Source organism: Rhizobium bangladeshense, assembly GCF_017357245.1.
Classification (GTDB): Bacteria; Pseudomonadota; Alphaproteobacteria; order Rhizobiales; family Rhizobiaceae; genus Rhizobium; species Rhizobium bangladeshense.
Window position 1 is genome coordinate 140,317 of the sequence record NZ_CP071612.1, and the last position, 18,422, is coordinate 158,738.

An 18,422-nucleotide genomic window follows, 5' to 3' on the forward strand; every position below is an offset into this window, starting at 1 on the left:
CCGTCAGTTCGACTTTGCGGAGAGGATGCGCCGTGCCTTTTCGAGGTCGGCGGGAGTATCGACACCGAGCGGAACCGTGTCAACGATCTCGGCATCTATACGCATGCCGGCTTCCAGCGCCCGCAGCTGCTCCAGAGATTCGCGCTTTTCGAGCGTCGACGGGCTGAGCGAGACGAACCGTTCAAGCGCCGAGCGCCGATACGCGTAAAGTCCAATATGATGGTAGAGTGGTCCGCTTCCGTAGGGTGCGGTGGTGCGGGTAAAATAGAGCGCGTGCAGACGGGTGTCGGAGACGGGCGAACCGACGACCTTGACGATCTGCGGCGCGGTCTTGTCTTCCTCATTGTCGATTTCGGTCGTTAGCGTGCCAATATCGACTGCCTCGTTCCTGAGAGGGCGCAAAGCCGCCCGTACGGTTTGCGGATCAATCGTCGGCAAATCGCCCTGGACGTTGACAATGATTTTCGCCTTTCCATCAGGATCGACCTTGGTCAACGCCTCGAAGATACGGTCGGAACCCGATTGGTGATCGATGCGCGTCATGACGACTTCGAAGCCGGCGGCGGCCACGGTGTCGAATACCTGTTGGTCATCGACGGCGACGACCACGCGGCCGATGGCAGCCTCCCGGGCGCGCATCGCCACCTGCACGATCATCGGCAGTCCGCAAATGTCGGCGAGCGGCTTGCCCGGAAGCCGGGTCGAGGCCATCCGTGCCGGGATCAGTACGAGCACGTCGTCGAAATTTAAATCACTCATTCCTCGGGCCTTCTATTCCGGGCTGAAAAGTGTCAAAAAGTCTCACGCATAAGACCATTTAGACAGTTGCAACGATCAGTCAAAAGACATAGGTTCCGCGCGATTTCAAGATGGTCCGGTTCTGGTCTGCCGGCTGCAAGGGGAGCATTGCAGATGAATTCATACGTCAATACGGCCGTGGGGGCGCTGCTCGGAACGATTTTCGTTCTGATGTCGGTCTCCATCGCGTCCGAGGGGATCTTCCATTCCGAAGCGCCGGAGAAGGAAGGTTTCGCGATCGTCGCCGAAGAGGCGCCTGCCGCCGGCGGCGAAGCTGCGCCGGCCGCTGCCGTTCCGATTGCGCAATTGCTCGCTTCTGCAGATGCCAAGGCCGGTGAGGTGGTCTTCAAGAAGTGTCAGGCCTGTCATGACTCCACCAAAGGGGGACCGAACAAGGTCGGTCCGAACCTCTTTGGTGTCGTAGATCGCCCGATCGCCTCGCATGAAGGCTTCGCCTATTCCTCCGCCATGAAGGATTTTTCCAAGGGCGGCAGCGAAAAATGGACCTTCGAATTCCTCAACAAGTTCCTGCTGGCGCCGAAGAAGGACATTCCCGGTACCGCGATGGGCTTTGCCGGGCTGGCGAAGGATCAGGATCGCGCCAACGTCATCCTCTACCTACATACACTTGCCGATTCGCCGGTTCCGTTGCCGGATCCGAACGCCGCGACGCAGTAAGGCGGCAGCATACGCGCATGACATGGAAGCCCGGCCGCCAGCCGGGCTTTTTGTTGTCGTCAGAGCTGCTCATGCGCCGAGGAAATAGGCCCAGAGCGAGACGGTGACTGCGCCGAGCGCCGTCGTTACTGAGATCGTCGAGGCGGCGAGGCTGTGGCCGACGCCGAAGCGATTGGCGATCAGCCAGGCGTTGACGCCTGTCGGCACGGAGGAGGTCAGCACGATCGCCGCCGTCCATTCGGGGCTGAGGCCGAGGAGACGGCTTGCCGCCCAGACGCAGCCCGGCAACAGCAGCAGCTTGCATGCCGAGGTGACGCTGGCGATGCCGAGATTGCCGGAGACGCCGTATTTTTCGAGTGCCATGCCGAGCGAGATCAGCGCTGCCGGGCCGGCAATGCCGGCGACTTGATTGACCACCGTCGCCAGCGTCGCCGTCATGGTAAGGCCGGAAAGGTGTATGGTCATGCCGGCCGCAAGCCCTATCACCAGCGGATTGCGTATGAGATTGACGACGATCTGGCGAAGCACGAACATCATGCTCCGGTCGCTTTTGCCGGCGATCTTGCGCTCCGCGTGCTCCATCAGCACCGTGCCGGCTACCATCATCACGGGCAGGTGCACGGCGAGCAGGATCGACAAGGCTACCAGCCCTTCGTCGCCGACCGTGCGCTCGACAAGCGGCAGTCCGATGAAAACATTGTTAGCGAAGGCAGAGGAAACGCCGGCCAGCACTCCAATCCGTTCGTCGCGGCCGAACAGGCGGGTGGCGGCGATATGGCCAGCGGCCCAGGTGATGGCGACACCGGAGAAATAGACGATCCAGAGCCGGAAAGGCGAGGCGCCGTGGAAATCCGCCTCGGCTATGGTGCGGAAGAGCAGAAGCGGCACGGCGATCTTGAAGACAAATTCGCTGAGCGCGTCGCCGACATTCGAGGCCATCAGGCCGCTGCGAACGATCACCCAGCCTATGAGGATCAGGATGAAGATGGGAAGGACGTCGAGAACGATGGCTGACATGGGGGAGGATGCTCTGCGGGCAGGGGAGTATCCGACCTCTAGCAGCAAAAGGCTTGAGTTGAAAAGGCAAGCGCCGCCCCATCTGGCAGCTGAGGTCTTCGAAATGCAAAAAAAGCGGGCAGTGCCCGCTTTTCCGCTCCGGCCGTGCCGGATATCCGGGTCACCAAGCTGCCAGTTCATCCGTGGTCAGCATCGCACCGGCAAGATCGGAGGGATCATCCCTCCTCGCCCGGCTGCAACTTAAAGATGCGCATGCCGGTGTTCTTGCGAGCATTTGTAGATTTCAAAAATGACACGGAGATGACAAATAGGCGGCACTTTTGCGAAGAATAGCTGAGCCATTCACCATTTATCCTTCCAAACCGCGGAAATTTCGCTATGACCGAACCCCGGCTATCACAAATCCGGGACCCCCCATTTCATGACAAGATTCGATGTTCTGACAGTCGGCAACGCGATCGTGGATATCATTGCCCGTTGCGACGACCAGTTCCTCAATGACAACCAGATCACCAAGGCAGCGATGAACCTTATCGATGCCGAACGCGCTGAACTCCTTTATTCGCGCATGGGCCCGGCCCTCGAAGCCTCCGGCGGCAGCGCCGGCAACACGGCTGCGGGTGTTGCGAGCCTCGGCGGCAAGGCCGCCTATTTCGGCAATGTCGCCGCAGATCAGCTCGGCGACATCTTCACCCATGACATCCGCGCCCAGGGCGTCCATTACCAGACCCGTCCCAAGGGCACCTTCCCGCCGACGGCGCGTTCGATGATCTTCGTCACCGAGGATGGCGAGCGTTCGATGAATACCTATCTCGGCGCCTGCGTCGAACTCGGCCCTGAAGATGTCGAGGCCGACGTCGTTGCCGATGCCAAGGTCACCTATTTCGAAGGTTACCTCTGGGATCCGCCGCGCGCCAAAGAGGCGATTCTTGATTGCGCCCGCATTGCCCATCAACACGGCCGGGAAATGTCGATGACGCTGTCCGACAGTTTCTGCGTCGACCGTTATCGCGGCGAATTCCTTGATCTGATGCGCTCCGGCAAGGTCGATATCGTCTTTGCCAATCGCCAGGAAGCGCTGTCGCTTTATGAGACCGATGATTTCGAAGACGCGCTGAACAGGATTGCCGCAGACTGCAAGATCGCCGCCGTGACGATGAGCGAGAACGGCGCCGTCATCCTGAAGGGCCGCGAGCGTTATTACGTCGATGCGATCCGGATCAGGGAAGTTGTGGATACGACGGGCGCCGGCGACCTCTTTGCCTCCGGCTTCCTCTATGGCTACACGCAGGGACGATCCCTGGAGGATTGCGGCAAGCTCGGCTGCCTGGCCGCCGGCATCGTCATCCAGCAGATCGGCCCGCGCCCGATGACCTCGCTTTCCGAGGCCGCCAAACAGGCAGGGCTTATTTGAAGGCTTCGCCGGGATAGGCGCCCCAGATTTCCGACTGCGCCACCCAGCCTGCGGCGCCGTCGGTTTCTGCGTGGCACCAATTGCCATTGCACTCTCCGATCGTCAGCATCACACCGGGTTCCAGCTTGGCGACTACCGAGGCGGAGGGTAGCGCCTCGCGGCGCAGATTGACATAGACGCCCTTGCCCTTCGTTTTCATCCAGGGCGCGGCGATTGCCGCACGCTGGCCGGACAGGAGCGACTGATTGACCCAGCCCTCAGTGCCGTCGGCATCACGGATGCGGCGCCAGTTGTCGTATTCCTGGATGATTTCCACCGGAAGGCCCGATTTCAGATACATCCACGACACGGCGAAATCTGTTCCCGGGCCGATGCGCAGGTTGACGCGCTTGGATTTCAATGTGACGAAACGTGGCAATGGCAGGCCGCTCGGCCCCTTGGCCGCCTGCGCATGAGCAAATTCTATGGTTCCCATGGATGCGGCCAGAGCGATCGCGAGGGCGAGGCAGGACTTCAGGACTTTGCTGCGCATGGAGGCTTCCGTTTGCTCGAATTCGCGCCAGGCTCGGCCTGCGCGCGGTCCGGGCTTTGACATTCCCCGGCTGCACCACGAGTTTTGTTTGTCTTCGCGTGCGGGTCTGGTAGAAATTGCCCGGAACGGGAAAATTATCACCCCTCTTGGTTAAAGACCTCTGAACAAGGCACCACAGGCAGCCATGACAGCGAAGAAAAAACCGAAGGTCTATATCACCCGCAAGCTGCCGGATGCCGTCGAAACCCGAATGCGGGAGCTCTTCGATGCCGAGTTGAACATCGACGACGCGCCGCGCTCCGTTTCCGAGCTTATCGCCGCTGTCCGGACCGCCGACGTGCTGGTGCCGACGGTCACCGATCGCATCGACGCGGCGCTGATCGAAGAGGCGGGACCGCAGATGAAGCTGATTGCCAGCTTCTCCAACGGCACCGACCATATCGACGTCGAGGCGGCGGCGCGCAAGGGTATCACGGTCACCAACACGCCGAACGTCCTGACCGAGGACACCGCCGACATGACAATGGCGCTGATTCTTGCGGTTCCGAGACGGCTCGGCGAAGGGGCGCGCGTACTGACCGACAAGCCGGGCGAGTGGGCTGGCTGGTCTCCCACCTGGATGCTCGGGCGGCGCATTCACGGCAAGCGTGTCGGCATCGTCGGTATGGGGCGTATCGGCACGGCGGTGGCGCGCCGCGCCAAGGCTTTCGGTCTTTCCATCCACTACCATAATCGCAAGCGCGTCAATCCGGCGGTCGAGGACGAACTGGAGGCGACCTATTGGGAAAGCCTCGACCAGATGCTGGCCCGCGTTGACATCGTTTCCATCAACTGCCCGTCGACGCCGGCAACCTTTCATCTGATCTCGGCCCGCCGCTTGGCGCTGCTGCAGCCGACGGCCTATCTCGTCAACACGGCGCGCGGTGACGTGGTCGATGAAACCGCGCTGATCAAATGCCTGAGGGAGGGCAAGATCGCCGGCGCAGGCCTCGACGTCTTCGAAAACGAACCAGCCGTCAACCCGAAGCTCATCAAGCTCGCCAATGAGGGCAAGGTCGTGCTGCTGCCGCATATGAGCTCGGCGACGATCGAAGGCCGCATCGACATGGGGGACAAGGTCATCATCAATATCCGCACATTCATCGACGGCCACAGGCCGCCGAACCGGGTGCTGCCCGGCCGTTGAGATGTCTGTCAGCGAATCGCCGATCAGCGTCAGCGAGCAAGGCTCTTCCGCATCTCGATGAAGGTCGTTCTGGTAAAGCCAGGATGCGCCTTCTCCGCGGTTCTCGAAAATCCCCAGGCTGCAAAGACGGCGTGATTGTCGACAAGTTCGATGCGCGTCTCCAGCCGCAAGGCGGCAAGGCCGAGCTCTGCAGCCGTCTCCTCGGCGATCTCAAGCAAACGCCGCCCAAGGCCCTTGCCTTGCGCTTGCGGGAGAACGGCGAGTTTGCCGACATAGAGACAATCGGCCTCCGGCCGCAGGAACAGGCAGCCGGTCAATTTGCCATTGTCGATGGCGACATGGCCGATCTCCGCCTCGGCCTTTGCTGCCAGCGCCGCCGCCGTCAGCCTGAGCGCCGAAGATGGCGGATCGATCCTGCCGTTCATCGGGGCGAAGGCCGTGAGGATGAGGGCGAGCAGCTCGTCCCAGCGCGTGAAGCTCCTATCAAGGCGGGTAATCGTCATCCAGCCTGCCTGGCGCGGCGGCGCTTATAGCGTACGGTTTCGAACCGGGCCGAGAGCGCGTCGTAAAGCAGCAGCCGCCCGATCAGCGGCTCGCCGGCGCCGGTGACCAGCTTGATCGCCTCCATAGCCATCATCGTGCCGATGACGCCTGTGAGCGCGCCGATGATGCCGGCCTCGGCGCAAGTAGGTATCAGACCTGCCGGAGGCGCCTCGGGAAACAAGTCGCGATAGCCGGGGTTGGGCGTTCCGTCCTCGGCCGTCTCATAAGGCTTTAGGACCGTCAGCGAACCGTCGAAACGACCGACGGCGCCGGTGACGAGCGGGATGCGTGCTACCTCCGCCGCATCGGCGGCGGCGTAACGCGTATCGAAATTATCGGAGCCGTCGATCAGGAGATCGAAGCCGGACAAGTGACGGCGCGCGGTCTCCGGAGAAAAGCGTTCCTCGAAGCGGATGAGCCGCACATACGGGTTAAGCCTGGCAATGGCCAAGGCGGCGCTTTCGGTCTTCAATTCGCCGATGGTGCCGGAATCATGGATCACCTGCCGCTGCAGATTGGAGAGAGACACCCGGTCGTCGTCGACGATGCCAAGCGTGCCGACACCGGCTGCGGCGAGGTAGTGCAGGATCGGCGCTCCGAGCCCGCCGGCGCCGATTACCAGCACGCGGGCGGCTTTGAGTTTCTGCTGACCTGCGCCGCCGATTTCGGGGAGCAGGATGTGGCGGTGATAGCGGGCGATTTCATCAGGGCTGAGAGGTTCCATGGCGGCGATGGTAGCATGGCTGCCGACATCGGGAAAAGCGGCCTCCCTCATCCGACCACCCTTCCGTCCGCAACCGTAAAGAACTGCGCCCTGTCGCCGAGGGCCGAGAACATTACCCGATCTGTTCCGGTCATGAAGGCCTGACCGCCCAGACCGTCGATGAGGTCGAACAGCGCGGCGCGCCTGTTCTCGTCGAGATGAGCGGCGATCTCGTCGAGCAGCAGGATGGGGGCATGACCGGTGAGATTGCCGACCAGCCGCGCATGGGCAAGCACCAGGCCGACAAGCAGCGCTTTCTGCTCGCCGGTAGAGCAGCGCTCCGCTTCCATCGCCTTCTCGCGGTGGTGAACGATGAGATCGGCCCGGTGCGGCCCATCCAGCGTACGCCTCGCACCGGCATCGCGGTAACGGCTCTCGGCAAGCATCGCCGCGTAGTCGTCCTCAAGGTCGACCGATGGGCGCGAGAACTGGCCATCCATGAAGCCTGAGAGCTGCAGCGCGGCCGAAGGGAAAGGCGAGCTCTCCAGTGTTTCCTCGATCAGCCGGGTCAGCAGGCCAAGCATCTCCTGGCGAGCAAGCGCCATGGCGATGCCGAGGCTGGCCATCTGTTCTTCGATACCTGCGAGCCAGGAAGGGTCGAAGCGGCCTTCGTCGAGCAGTCTGTTGCGGCTGCGCATGGCGCGTTCGAAATCGCTGGCGCGGCGGCCATGAGCGGGATCGAGCGACAGCACCAGCCGGTCGAGGAAGCGCCGGCGGTCGGAGGAGGCGCCGGTGAAGAGCCCGTCCATCGCCGGTGTCAGCCAGAGAAGGCGCAGGTGATCCGTCAATTCGTCGGCGGTTTTTGCCGGGGTGCCGTTGATGCGCAGCCGGCGGGCTGTGGTCTCCTCGCCCGTTTCGACGCCGGTTCCGATCTCGACTTCGCCCTCCATGCCGTCAAGCGTCGCGAAGATCGAAAAGCCGCCGGCGGCGCCGACGCGGGTGATGTCGCCATAGGCCGCTCGGCGCAGGCCGCGGCCGGGCGAAAGCAGCGAGACCGCTTCCATGAGATTGGTCTTGCCGGCGCCATTGTCTCCCGTCAGCACGGCATGCCGACCGTCGAGGCTAAGGCTCGCGGCCGCATAGTTGCGGAAGTCTGTCAGCTTCAGACGCGAAAGAGAAACCTTATGCGGCATTGCGTATCCGGGTTCGTGAAGCGTGACAGCTAAGCCGAAGCGTCGCAGATGGCAAGCTTGCGCGCTTGACAGGAAGCACCGAAACACGGCCGATTCCGGTACTTTTCGGTACAGCCTTTTCAAGAACCTAAAAAATACAACCGCACCATAGGCGCCCGATTTGCGCGCCCTTCCCGGCGACAACCATCGTCACGACTCCCGGATCGCCTGAAAAACAGGGTTTCTGCGAGATTCTCCCGCGGCTGCTGACGTAACGTAAAGTCCAGAAAAAGCCGGTTGAATTTTGCAACTCGACGGTTGCGTTATCTCGCGAAAACGATATGGTGAACAAAAGGTTCATGTATAAGAGAGTGGTGAAGTGCCAGATCCGGTCGATATCATTGTTGGTCGCAACATCAGACAGCTTCGCGCCATTCGCCGTGTTTCCCAGCTCGAACTTGGTGAAGCACTCGGACTGACTTTCCAGCAGATCCAGAAATATGAAAAGGGAACGAACCGCGTTTCCGCCAGCAAGCTGCATCAGATCGCGGTATTTCTCGGTGTCGAGATCTCCGCCCTCTTCGAGGGGACCGGCATATCGGAATTCGGCGGCCGTATCGAACTCAGCCCTGATGCCTATGCCCTTGCGCTGAGCTACGACAAGCTGAACTCGGCCGCAGGCAAGGCAGCGGTCAAGACCATCCTGACTCTCATGAGTGGCGAAGCGGTCGAAAGCGCTGCCTGACTCCGCCGGAGCGTTAGCTTGCCTCTGCGAAGGCAGAACGTGTTCAGCTACGAGGACGTCCGAACCGTGCCGGGCTGCCTATCCACAAGGGTAGAAACAGCATTCGCGGCACGCCCTAACTCCATGCTTTTGAAAAAGCGCTTCCGGTTTCGGGCTGATGCGGCAGAGCATGTCGCGCAAAGGTGCGCAGCGGTTTGCGATACCTGCAGGCCGAAAGCAAAGAGTTGGCGCTGCAAGCGAATCTAAAGATCGCAACTCGCTTTAGTGGATTTCGCATCCATGCAACGCCGTCAGTAGATCGTCCTGCGTCTGGTGGCCGGCATGGTAGAGGTCGATCGCCATGCTGGCGATGGAAAGGCCCTGTTGGCTGCGAAGCTTGATATTGCGTTCGGCACACCATGTATAGATGGCGCCGGCGAGAACGTCGACATCTTCGGACTGAGAGGAAAAGGCTGGCGCCATGATGAATACTCTTGCTTCGGTGATCCCCGTTAGAGCGCCTGCGTCCATTGGGATGCGCTGGAACACTCTATCGCTCTAAAACTGCGCATCACCTTTCTGATACCGGTTTCGATCTTCGGGGTTATGCACTGACGGCAGAGATTGGAATTATTTTAAAAACTTGCAAGCGGCATTATCGGGCTGCGTTAACGGAAGTCCCCCTGCCGATCGAGCATCGTGCCGGTCTGGAACAGATCTCTCGGCATGAACGGCCGATGTCTCAAATCAGGATATGTGGGCAAAAAAAGCCGGAGACGTTTCCGCCCCGGCTTTCGCGATCGCGTAACAATTGGCAGCTCAGCCTTCGAAGAATTCCTTCATCCGGGCAAAGAAGCCCGTCGACTCAGGATTGTTCTCCTTCGAGGAAATCTGCTCGAATTCCTGCAGCAGCTCGCGCTGGCGCTTGGTGAGCTTCTGCGGTGTCTCGATCTGGATCTGGATATAGAGGTCGCCCGTCTGTGCCGAACGCAGCACCGGCATGCCCTTGCCCTTCAGGCGGAACTGTTTGCCCGCCTGCGTGCCCTCCGGCACGGTCACCCGCGATTTGGTGCCGTCGAGCGTCGCCACGTCGAAGGTCCCGCCGAGAGCCGCCGTCGTCATCGAGATCGGCACGGCGCAATAGAGATCGGCTCCGTCGCGCTGGTAGAACTCATGTGGCTTCACCGACAGGAAGATATAAAGATCGCCGGCCGGTCCGCCGCGAGCCCCGGCTTCGCCTTCGCCCTGCAGGCGGATGCGCGTGCCGTCCTCGATGCCGGCAGGGATATTGACCGAGAGCGAACGCTCTTCCGTCACCCGGCCCTGGCCATGGCACTTTTGACATGGATCGGGAATGATCTGGCCGCGCCCGTGGCAGGTCGGGCAGGTCCGCTCGATCGAAAAGAAGCCCTGCGCGGCGCGCACGCGGCCCGTGCCCTGACAGGTGCCGCAGTTCTTCGGCTGCGTACCGGGCTTGGCGCCTGAACCCGAACAGACGTCGCAGGTGATGGAAGTTGGAACGCGGATCTGCGCCGTCTTGCCCGAGAAGGCCTCTTCCAGCGTTATTTCCATGTTGTAGCGAAGATCGGCACCGCGCTCGCGGCCTCCAGCAGAGCGCTGGCGCGCCCGCCCGCCGCCCATCATCTCGCCGAAAATATCCTCGAAAATGTCGGAGAAGCCGCCGCCGGCAAAGCCGCCGCCACCGCCACCCATGCCGCCATGCTCAAAGGCTGCATGGCCATAACGATCATAGGCTGCCCGCTTCTGCGGGTCCTTGAGCATTTCGTAGGCTTCGTTGATTTCCTTGAACTTCCGTTCGGCTTCCTTGTCATCCGGGTTCTTGTCCGGATGATATTTCATCGCCAGCTTGCGGAAGGCGCTCTTCAGCTCTTTCTCGTCCGCCGATTTGGCTACACCCAGAGTTTCGTAAAAGTCCGCTTTTGCCATTAAGGATTAAACCCCGGAAATGGATTTCCGGCTGCCATGGTGAGCAGCCGGATCAGGTGTTGAAGCATTACCACGCCGCCGCGGATTACGCGGACTTCTTGCGGTCGTCGTCCTTGATTTCCTCGTAGTCGGCGTCAACGACATTGTCGCCGCCTTCTGCGGAGGTATCGGCAGCAGCGCCGCCTTCGGCCTGCTGTGCTTCATAGATTGCCTGGCCGAGCTTCATGGAAACTTCCATGAGCGTCTGGGTCTTGGCCTTGATGTCTTCCGCATCGGCTTCGGTTGCCTCGGTCGAGGACTTCAGCGCGGCGATCGCATCCGAGATCGCGGTACGGTCGGCTTCGGAGACCTTGTCGCCGTAATCCTTCAGCGACTTTTCCGTGGAGTGGATCAGGCTTTCGGCCTGGTTCTTGGCTTCCACGGTCTCGCGGCGCTTCTTGTCTTCGGCAGCATGGGATTCGGCATCCTTCACCATCTTTTCGATGTCGGCGTCGGAGAGGCCGCCGGAAGCCTGGATGCGGATCTGCTGTTCCTTGCCGGTGCCCTTGTCCTTGGCCGAAACCTGCACGATGCCGTTGGCGTCGATGTCGAAGGTCACTTCGATCTGCGGCACGCCGCGCGGCGACGGCGGCAGGCCGACGAGGTCGAACTGACCGAGCAGCTTGTTGTCGGCGGCCATTTCGCGCTCGCCCTGAGAAACGCGGATTGTGACGGCCTGCTGGTTGTCTTCTGCGGTCGAGAAGACCTGGCTCTTCTTCGTCGGGATCGTCGTGTTGCGTTCGATCAGGCGGGTGAAGACACCGCCGAGGGTTTCGATGCCGAGCGACAATGGAGTCACGTCGAGCAGCAGGACGTCCTTGACGTCGCCTTGCAGAACGCCGGCCTGAATGGCGGCGCCGAGAGCGACGACTTCATCCGGGTTGACGCCCTTGTGCGGCTCCTTGCCGAACAGCTGCTTGACGACTTCCTGCACCTTCGGCATGCGGCTCATGCCGCCGACCAGAACCACTTCATCGATCTCGGCAGCGGTGACGCCGGCGTCCTTGAGGGCTGCCTTGCAGGGTGCGATCGTGCGCTGGACGAGGTCGTCGACCAGGCTTTCGAGCTTTGCGCGGGTCAGCTTCAGCGTCAGATGCTTCGGACCGGACGCGTCAGCCGTGATGAACGGCAGGTTGATTTCGGTCTGCTGCGAGGACGACAGTTCGATCTTGGCCTTTTCCGCAGCCTCCTTGAGGCGCTGCAGGGCAAGCTTGTCATTCTTCAGGTCGATGCCGTTGTCCTTCTTGAATTCGGCAACGAGATATTCGACGAGACGCATGTCGAAGTCTTCACCGCCGAGGAAGGTATCGCCGTTGGTGGACTTCACTTCGAAGACGCCGTCGCCGATTTCGAGGATCGAAATATCGAAGGTGCCGCCGCCAAGGTCGTAGACGGCGATCGTCTTGCCTTCCTTCTTGTCGAGGCCGTAGGCGAGAGCGGCAGCGGTCGGCTCGTTGATGATGCGCAGGACTTCGAGGCCGGCAATCTTACCGGCATCCTTGGTTGCCTGGCGCTGCGCGTCGTTGAAGTATGCGGGAACGGTGATGACGGCCTTCTCGACCTTTTCGCCGAGATAGGATTCAGCGGTTTCCTTCATCTTCTGGAGGATCATCGCGGAAATCTGTGCGGGCGAGTAGCCCTTGCCATTGGCTTCGACCCAGGCGTCGCCATTGTCGCCCTTGACGATGCTGAAGGGAACGAGATGCTTGTCCTTCTCGACGGTCGGGTCTTCGTAGCGGCGGCCGATCAGGCGCTTCACTGCAAAGAGGGTGTTCGTCGGGTTGGTGACCGCCTGGCGCTTGGCCGGCTGACCGACGAGGCGCTCGCCGTCATCGGAAAAGGCCACCATGGAAGGGGTGGTGCGCGCACCTTCCGCATTCTCGATGACCTTTGCGTCCTTGCCGTCCATGACTGCGACGCAGGAATTCGTCGTTCCAAGGTCGATACCAATTACTTTTGCCATGTCATTCTCTCCTTGAAGCAAGCTGTCGGAACCCCCAGAAGGCATTTCCCTGACAGCCCCTTACGGGATGGGCCTACTTAAGATTACGCAATCGTGATTGCGGTGATGCGGCGTATATAAGGAGCGGTTTTCTGGACTGCAAGGCGGGAAATAGCCCGGAATCCAGCAAAACGAATGTGTTGCCTTCAATTTTCGCAGGAGCCGGGAAAGAGGTCGCTCCATCTCCGGAAAGCGTGAGATTTCTAGGATATATGGCTTGCGCCGGGCATGCAGCAAGGAATTTCACTGACCCATGATCAGATCGAGCAGGGTCGTGCGCCGCGGCTGCACCGAAGAGGTCGTCTGAGGCCCACCGATATCACCGGGCGGCACCATGCCTTCGTAGCCTGGACCGCCGCCTTCGGCAACGTCTGCAGGAGGAACTGGACCGTTTCCTTGGCTTGTCCGCTGCTGCCGGACAGGCGCCTGCGGATAACGTTCGGCATTCTCGCCGCCGCCGAAGACGCCGGAAATGATGCCGCCGATCGTTGTCGGTGGCGGCACTTCGGCCGTGACCGGCTGCCCGCCGTCGGGCGCTGCCTCAGCCATCGGCTGCCCATTGGTAGGATTGTCGATCAGCTGGCCGTTGCCGAACAGCGGCGCCGGCGAAAGACCCTTGTGGGCGGCGATCATGAATTTGTTCCAGGCCTTGGCCGGAAGACCGCCGCCGGTCACCTTCTTCATCGGCTTGCCGTCGTCATTGCCGAACCAGACGCCTGTTGTAAGGTTGCTGGTGAAGCCGACGAAGAGCGCGTCGCGTGAATTCTGCGTCGTGCCGGTCTTTCCCGCCGCCTGCCAGCCAGGAATCTTGGCGCTCTTGCCGGTGCCGTTTTCGATGACGCCCATCATCATCGTGTCCATCTGGGCGGCGATCTCTTCGGAGAGCACACGCGGCGGACTGTCATAGGTATTTTCGTAAAGGACCTTGCCCTCGGCGGTGGTTACCCGTCGGATGACGTGCGGCGTGGCCTTGTAGCCGCCGTTCATGAAGGCGGCATAGGAGGCGGTGAGTTCCATCAGCGACACTTCGGATGTGCCGAGCGCAATCGAGGCGTTCGGCTGCAGTTCGCTTTCGATGCCGAGCCGGTGGGCGAGCTTGATCACCTGATCCGGCCCGTCATACATCACCAGCTGCGCGGCTACCGTGTTCAGCGATTTGGCGAGCGCGGTCGCAAGCGTCACTTCGCCATTGTATTTCTTCTCGTAGTTCTCCGGCGTCCAGTCGCCGATGCGGATCGGCGCGTCGTTCAACACCGAAAAAGGCGTCAGCCCTTTTTCCAGCGCCGCGGCATAGACGAAGGGCTTGAACGAAGATCCCGGCTGGCGCTTGGCCTTGACGGCACGGTTGAACTGGCTCGTCGCATAGTCTCTGCCGCCGACGAGTGCTCGGATTGCTCCGGTGCCGTCGATCGAGACGAGGGCCGCCTGCGAGGCATCGAGCTTGCCGCCTTCCTTGTCGAGCACGTCGACCAGCGATTGTTCTGCCTTCTTCTCCAGGGATTTGTCGATGGTCGTATCGACAATGACGTCTTCCTTGATGTCGCCGATCAGTCCGGGCAATTGATCCATCACCATGTCGGCGACATAGTGCCCGGCGCCCGACCAGTAGCTTTTGGCCGAAGCCGGGGTCTGCGACATCGCTGTTTTGACCTCGGAATCGGTGATGAAACCCTGCTCGCGCATGGCCGCGAGCACGAGCTGAGCGCGCGCATTCGCCGCTTCCGCATCACGGGCCGGCGAAAGCCGCGACGGTGCCTTGAGCAGGCCTGCCAATACCGCTGCCTCGCCGAGGTTCACATCGCGCGCCGATTTGTTGAAGTAGCGTCTCGACGCCGCCTCGACACCATAGGCGTTCGATCCGAAGAACACCCGATTGAGATACATCGCAAGGATCTGGTCCTTGGTATAATTCTGCTCCAGCCAAAGCGCGAGCAGCACTTCCTGCACCTTGCGTTCCAGCGTTCTCTCGGGAGAGAGGAAGAGATTCTTGGCAAGCTGCTGCGTCAGCGTCGAGCCGCCCTGCACCATATGGCCGGCCGCGAAATTGGTGACGATCGCCCGCCCGAGGCCAAGCGGATCGACGCCGAAATGGGAATAAAAACGCCGATCTTCGATAGCGATGACAGCTTCGGGAATATAGGGCGACATGTTTTCGAGCGACAGCGCCTCGCCGCCCGTGGCGCCACGATTGGCGATGACGCTGCCATCGACGGCAGTGATCTTGACGTTCGGCGGCCGCTCGGGGATCGCCCACGTGCTGGCGCTCGGCATGCGCGAGCCGTAATAGACGACAAGCCCGGCAACGCCAATGCCGGCCCAGATGAAAAGTACGACGCACCAGTAGACCACGCCGCGGAGGAAGCCGAAAAAACCGCCGCCATCACGCTCCCGCGGCTCGCGCCGCCGCTGGCGGGCGACGCGTCGCGGCGGGGACTTTGAGCCGCCGCGCCGCCCGGATCTGCTTGTGATGACGCGGTCATCCGCGTCGAGAGAAAATTCATCATCGTCGCGTGCCGGACGGCCGCTGAAGGACGGTTCGATTCTGTCGCCTGATCTGCCTCTGCCTGCCATCGCGGACCGGTCGCATCCTCTGTTCGATCGCGAAGCCCACTTCGCATAACGGCGCCCATTTACAGCGCCGCGTGTCTTTGTAGACGCGCAAAGGACGCTGTAGCACTTTGAAGTGCTGCATAACTTTGTCCTTAAATTGATTTCGGTTTAAGGAACTATGCAGCGGGCGACGCGATCATCCGGCTGAACTGTAATTGCGGCGATTTAACGGGGTGTTAAAGGCGACGGCGACCGGGACACGCTACCGAGGCACAGGATCGTGATCAGAGAGCCGGGACGCTTTGCGCAGTCAAAGGGCGTTTCCGATTCAACGATTTATGCGGCGAGCGGAACCAATAGGCGCGAGGAGTGTTTATCGGGAAGCGGGACACCCCCCTCACGTCCCGCGCTTGATCGGCCGTCTCCCCTCAACGCGAGCCGATCGACATCAGGCCCGGTGCATCCCTCAAGGAGCGCCGGGCTTTTTTCTTCGCTCGGCTTTGGCATTGCGGCCACCGTGTGCAAAGAGGGCGGCATCACTGCCGCCCTCGATATTTTCAGTCGCAGGCAGGGTCGCCTGGGCGGCAGACGAAAGGCGAGGCCCTGGGGTCGGGACGATTGTAGGTGTCAGCCTTTCCGCCTCTGAACTGCGGCAGGTCACGGAAATTCGTGTCGGTAGCCCGACGCTCCGGCCGCCGTACTTCCTCTCTTCGAACGTCGTCGCGCCGATCCCGATCGCGTTCCCGGTACTCGCGACGTCCGTAATCCCGATCACGGTAATCCCGATCGCGGTAATCCCGATCGAGATAGTCCCGATCGCGATAGTAGCGGTCCCGGTAATAATAGTCAGGGCCTCGGCTCCAGCGGTCACGCTCCCGGTAGAAATCGCGGTTGCGATAGTAACGGTCCCAGTAATTGCCGACACTGAAGGTGACCATCGGAATGCCCAGCGGACGGTAATATCGCGGACCAACATAGACGCGGCGTTGCTGATAGACTGCCTGCACGTACTGGCCCGAGACCCAGCCGCGGCCGCCGTAGAATTCGACGTCGCACCAGTTGACGTTGGAAAGGCATCCACGGATTTCGACGGGCGAACCGGCGGGTATGACGGCGACGGCGGGATACCGTGTGCTCGGACCCGCACGCATGTTGACGTTTGCCGTCGAGTAACCCTCGGCAGCTTGCGCTATTGCCGGAGCCAGCACAAGCAGCGCGGCTGCGGCTATTTTGACGATGAGGTTTTTCACGCTTCTCACTCCTGGTTGGCGTGTTTTCACGCAGCGCTCGGCTGCGTTTCCTTGGCATATGCCATCTGGAACAAAAGATAGAGCGATCGCCGGCATTTGTTAGGGCGTCACCATTCGCTTGTCTTTCAACATCTTATAGGCCGAACGTGATGAACGCAGCTTGAACGGGGGGAGATTTGTGCGCCACATTCGGGTGCGCTCTCATGGCACATTGAAAGGGCCACATCAGAGGACCGTTAAACGTCCATTAACCTTTGGGCGGCAATCTGACGGCAATACCTGCTTGCTCCTTGACCACGGATGAACTGGCACCGAGCCGAGCGGATGACGAAAGGCCGGGCGACCGGCCTTTTTGTTTGGATTTCGACGGGCGCGCGGCAAGGTCGCATCGCCCCTCAGCCGGCGAGGCCCTGAAGGATTCGTACCCAGGAGCGGATGCCCTTATGGTAGGAAACGAGCTCGTATTTCTCATTTGGCGAATGGATGCGGTCGTCGCTGAGACCAAAGCCGACGAGCAGCGATTCCATGCCGAGCATCTTCTGGAAATCGCCAACGATCGGGATGGATCCGCCCATGCCGATGACGATGGCAGGCTTCGGCCATTCATCGGAAAGTGCGGTCTTCGCCCTTGTCAGAAGTGGCGAGTCATAGGAGAGGTGAATCGCCGGCGAGCCGCCATGCGGATGGAATTCGACCGAGCAGTCCGCCGGAATTTTTGACCTGATATAACTGCGGAACGTCTCGCGGATAGCAGTCGGATCCTGGGTGCCGACGAGCCGGAAGGAAACCTTTGCCGAGGCCTTGGCGGCGATGACGGTCTTGAAGCCTTCGCCGGTATATCCGCCCCAGATGCCGTTGATTTCAGCCGTCGGCCGCGCCCAGGTAAGTTCCAGCACTGACCGGCCCTTTTCGCCGGAAGGAATGGAAAGGCCGACTTCGCCGAGGAAGCTCTCGGCGGTCTTGCCGAGCGTCTCCCATGACGCCTTGATGTTGTCGGGCGTTTCCTCGACGCCGTCATAAAAACCGTCGAGCGTGATACGGCCTGTCTCGTCACGCAGGCCGGCAAGCGCCTCGACGAGAATATGGATCGGATTTGCGGCAGCACCGCCGAAGAGACCGGAATGCAGGTCTCGGTCGGCGGCCGTCACGACAACCTCCTCGCCGACGAGGCCGCGGAGCGCGGCGGCGATCGCCGGCGTATCGCGGTCCCACATACCGGTATCGCAGACAAGCGCATAATCGGCCTTCAGCTCGGCGGCGTTGGCTTCGAGAAAGGGCTTCAGGGACGGTGAGCCCGATTCTTCCTCACCCTCGAAGAGAATGGTGATGCGGCAGGGAAGCCCACCATTGATCTCCTTATAGGCACGGCAGGCTTCGACGAAGGTCATCAGCTGGCCCTTGTCGTCGGAGGTGCCGCGACCGGTCAGGATCTTGCGGCCATCGCCGATATCCTTGATCGATGGCTCGAAGGGGTCGTTTTCCCAGAGTTCGATCGGGTCGACCGGCTGCACGTCGTAATGGCCGTAGAAAAGAACATGCGGCGCGTCGGCGGAAGACCCTTCATGGTGCGCGACGACCATGGGATGGCCGGGCGTGTCACGCACCGACGCTTCGAAGCCGAGCCCCATGAGATAGGCGACAAGCCATTCGGCGGCCTTCCGGCATTCGGCCTTGTAGACGGGATCGGTTGAAATCGACTGAATGCGCAAAAGCTCGAACAACTTTTCGAGGCTCGAGGAGAGGTTCTGATCCGCGCGCGCAAGCACCTGTTGTAGATCCGTCATTTTCGACTCCTTTTTGAAATTTGGCCGGACGATAGACCAAACGAGGAAGGCAGGCGAGGCGGAAAAGCAAATGGGTGACGCGA

The 18,422-nt window shown here is 61.0% G+C and carries 16 protein-coding genes; 4 read left to right on the forward strand and 12 right to left on the reverse strand.

The genetic code is table 11. The features are described 5' to 3' along the window. Positions 1-3: 3 nt before the first annotated feature. Positions 4-759, reverse strand: coding sequence for a 3-deoxy-manno-octulosonate cytidylyltransferase (locus tag J2J98_RS00680; RefSeq protein WP_207602072.1), 756 nt, complete (start codon positions 757-759; stop codon positions 4-6). A 153-nt stretch (positions 760-912) separates the two neighbouring features. Between J2J98_RS00680 and J2J98_RS00685 the strand changes: the two genes are divergently transcribed. Then, positions 913-1,476, forward strand: a complete 564-nt coding sequence (locus J2J98_RS00685; protein ID WP_064711856.1) for a c-type cytochrome — start codon at positions 913-915, stop codon at positions 1,474-1,476. 69 nt (positions 1,477-1,545) lie between these two features. Here J2J98_RS00685 and J2J98_RS00690 read toward each other — a convergent pair whose 3' ends face one another. Continuing rightward, the gene (locus J2J98_RS00690) at positions 1,546-2,493 is read right to left on the reverse strand and encodes an AEC family transporter (RefSeq protein ID WP_064707561.1); all 948 of its coding nucleotides are present in this window, start codon (positions 2,491-2,493) and stop codon (positions 1,546-1,548) included. 421 nt (positions 2,494-2,914) lie between these two features. Between J2J98_RS00690 and J2J98_RS00695 the strand changes: the two genes are divergently transcribed. Next, positions 2,915-3,907, forward strand: coding sequence for an adenosine kinase (locus J2J98_RS00695; protein WP_207602073.1), 993 nt, complete (start codon positions 2,915-2,917; stop codon positions 3,905-3,907). On the opposite strand, the gene J2J98_RS00700 is transcribed toward J2J98_RS00695, so the two are convergent. Beyond that, a complete protein-coding gene (locus J2J98_RS00700) occupies positions 3,900-4,439 on the reverse strand; it encodes an SH3 domain-containing protein (RefSeq protein ID WP_207602074.1) in 540 nt (179 codons plus the stop codon). The genes J2J98_RS00695 and J2J98_RS00700 overlap by 8 nt on opposite strands. 184 nt (positions 4,440-4,623) lie before the next feature. On the opposite strand from J2J98_RS00700, the gene J2J98_RS00705 reads away from it, so the two are divergent. After that, positions 4,624-5,625 (forward strand): 2-hydroxyacid dehydrogenase, encoded by a 1,002-nt coding sequence (locus J2J98_RS00705; protein WP_207602075.1) that lies wholly within the window; start codon positions 4,624-4,626, stop codon positions 5,623-5,625. A 29-nt stretch (positions 5,626-5,654) separates the two neighbouring features. On the opposite strand, the gene J2J98_RS00710 is transcribed toward J2J98_RS00705, so the two are convergent. From J2J98_RS00710 to recF, 3 genes are read right to left on the reverse strand one after another with little or no spacing between them, the layout of a single operon-like run. After that, positions 5,655-6,128 carry a GNAT family N-acetyltransferase gene (locus tag J2J98_RS00710; protein WP_064707564.1) on the reverse strand — a complete coding sequence of 158 codons (474 nt, stop codon included), beginning with the start codon at positions 6,126-6,128 and terminating at the stop codon, positions 5,655-5,657. Beyond that, on the reverse strand, positions 6,125-6,943 hold the full coding sequence (locus J2J98_RS00715) for a molybdopterin-synthase adenylyltransferase MoeB (protein WP_207602076.1): 819 nt from the start codon (positions 6,941-6,943) through the stop codon (positions 6,125-6,127). Before J2J98_RS00715 ends, J2J98_RS00710 begins: the two co-directional genes overlap by 4 nt. Then, on the reverse strand, positions 6,940-8,064 hold the full coding sequence (recF, locus tag J2J98_RS00720) for a DNA replication/repair protein RecF (RefSeq protein ID WP_207602077.1): 1,125 nt from the start codon (positions 8,062-8,064) through the stop codon (positions 6,940-6,942). The genes J2J98_RS00715 and recF overlap by 4 nt, the downstream gene beginning before the upstream one ends. Positions 8,065-8,422: 358 nt before the next feature. Between recF and J2J98_RS00725 the strand changes: the two genes are divergently transcribed. After that, entirely contained in the window at positions 8,423-8,788 is a 366-nt protein-coding gene (locus tag J2J98_RS00725; protein ID WP_064707567.1) for a helix-turn-helix domain-containing protein, read from the forward strand. Between the two features lie 261 nt (positions 8,789-9,049). Here the strand turns inward: J2J98_RS00725 and J2J98_RS00730 are convergent, their stop codons facing one another. The 6 genes from J2J98_RS00730 to J2J98_RS00755 all read right to left on the reverse strand — a co-directional run bounded on the left by J2J98_RS00730 (position 9,050) and on the right by J2J98_RS00755 (position 18,339). Then, on the reverse strand, positions 9,050-9,250 hold the full coding sequence (locus J2J98_RS00730; RefSeq protein ID WP_064693332.1) for a hypothetical protein: 201 nt from the start codon (positions 9,248-9,250) through the stop codon (positions 9,050-9,052). Between the two features lie 336 nt (positions 9,251-9,586). Further along, a complete protein-coding gene (gene dnaJ, locus J2J98_RS00735) occupies positions 9,587-10,714 on the reverse strand; it encodes a molecular chaperone DnaJ (RefSeq protein WP_064707568.1) in 1,128 nt (375 codons plus the stop codon). A gap of 85 nt (positions 10,715-10,799) precedes the next feature. Beyond that, on the reverse strand, positions 10,800-12,716 hold the full coding sequence (dnaK, locus tag J2J98_RS00740; protein WP_064707569.1) for a molecular chaperone DnaK: 1,917 nt from the start codon (positions 12,714-12,716) through the stop codon (positions 10,800-10,802). A 282-nt stretch (positions 12,717-12,998) separates the two neighbouring features. Beyond that, positions 12,999-15,326, reverse strand: a complete 2,328-nt coding sequence (locus tag J2J98_RS00745) for a transglycosylase domain-containing protein (protein ID WP_207602078.1) — start codon at positions 15,324-15,326, stop codon at positions 12,999-13,001. Between the two features lie 536 nt (positions 15,327-15,862). After that, the gene (locus tag J2J98_RS00750; RefSeq protein ID WP_138394434.1) at positions 15,863-16,555 is read right to left on the reverse strand and encodes an SH3 domain-containing protein; all 693 of its coding nucleotides are present in this window, start codon (positions 16,553-16,555) and stop codon (positions 15,863-15,865) included. 395 nt (positions 16,556-16,950) lie between these two features. Further along, a complete protein-coding gene (locus J2J98_RS00755) occupies positions 16,951-18,339 on the reverse strand; it encodes a M20/M25/M40 family metallo-hydrolase (RefSeq protein ID WP_138394433.1) in 1,389 nt (462 codons plus the stop codon). Positions 18,340-18,422 lie beyond the last annotated feature (83 nt).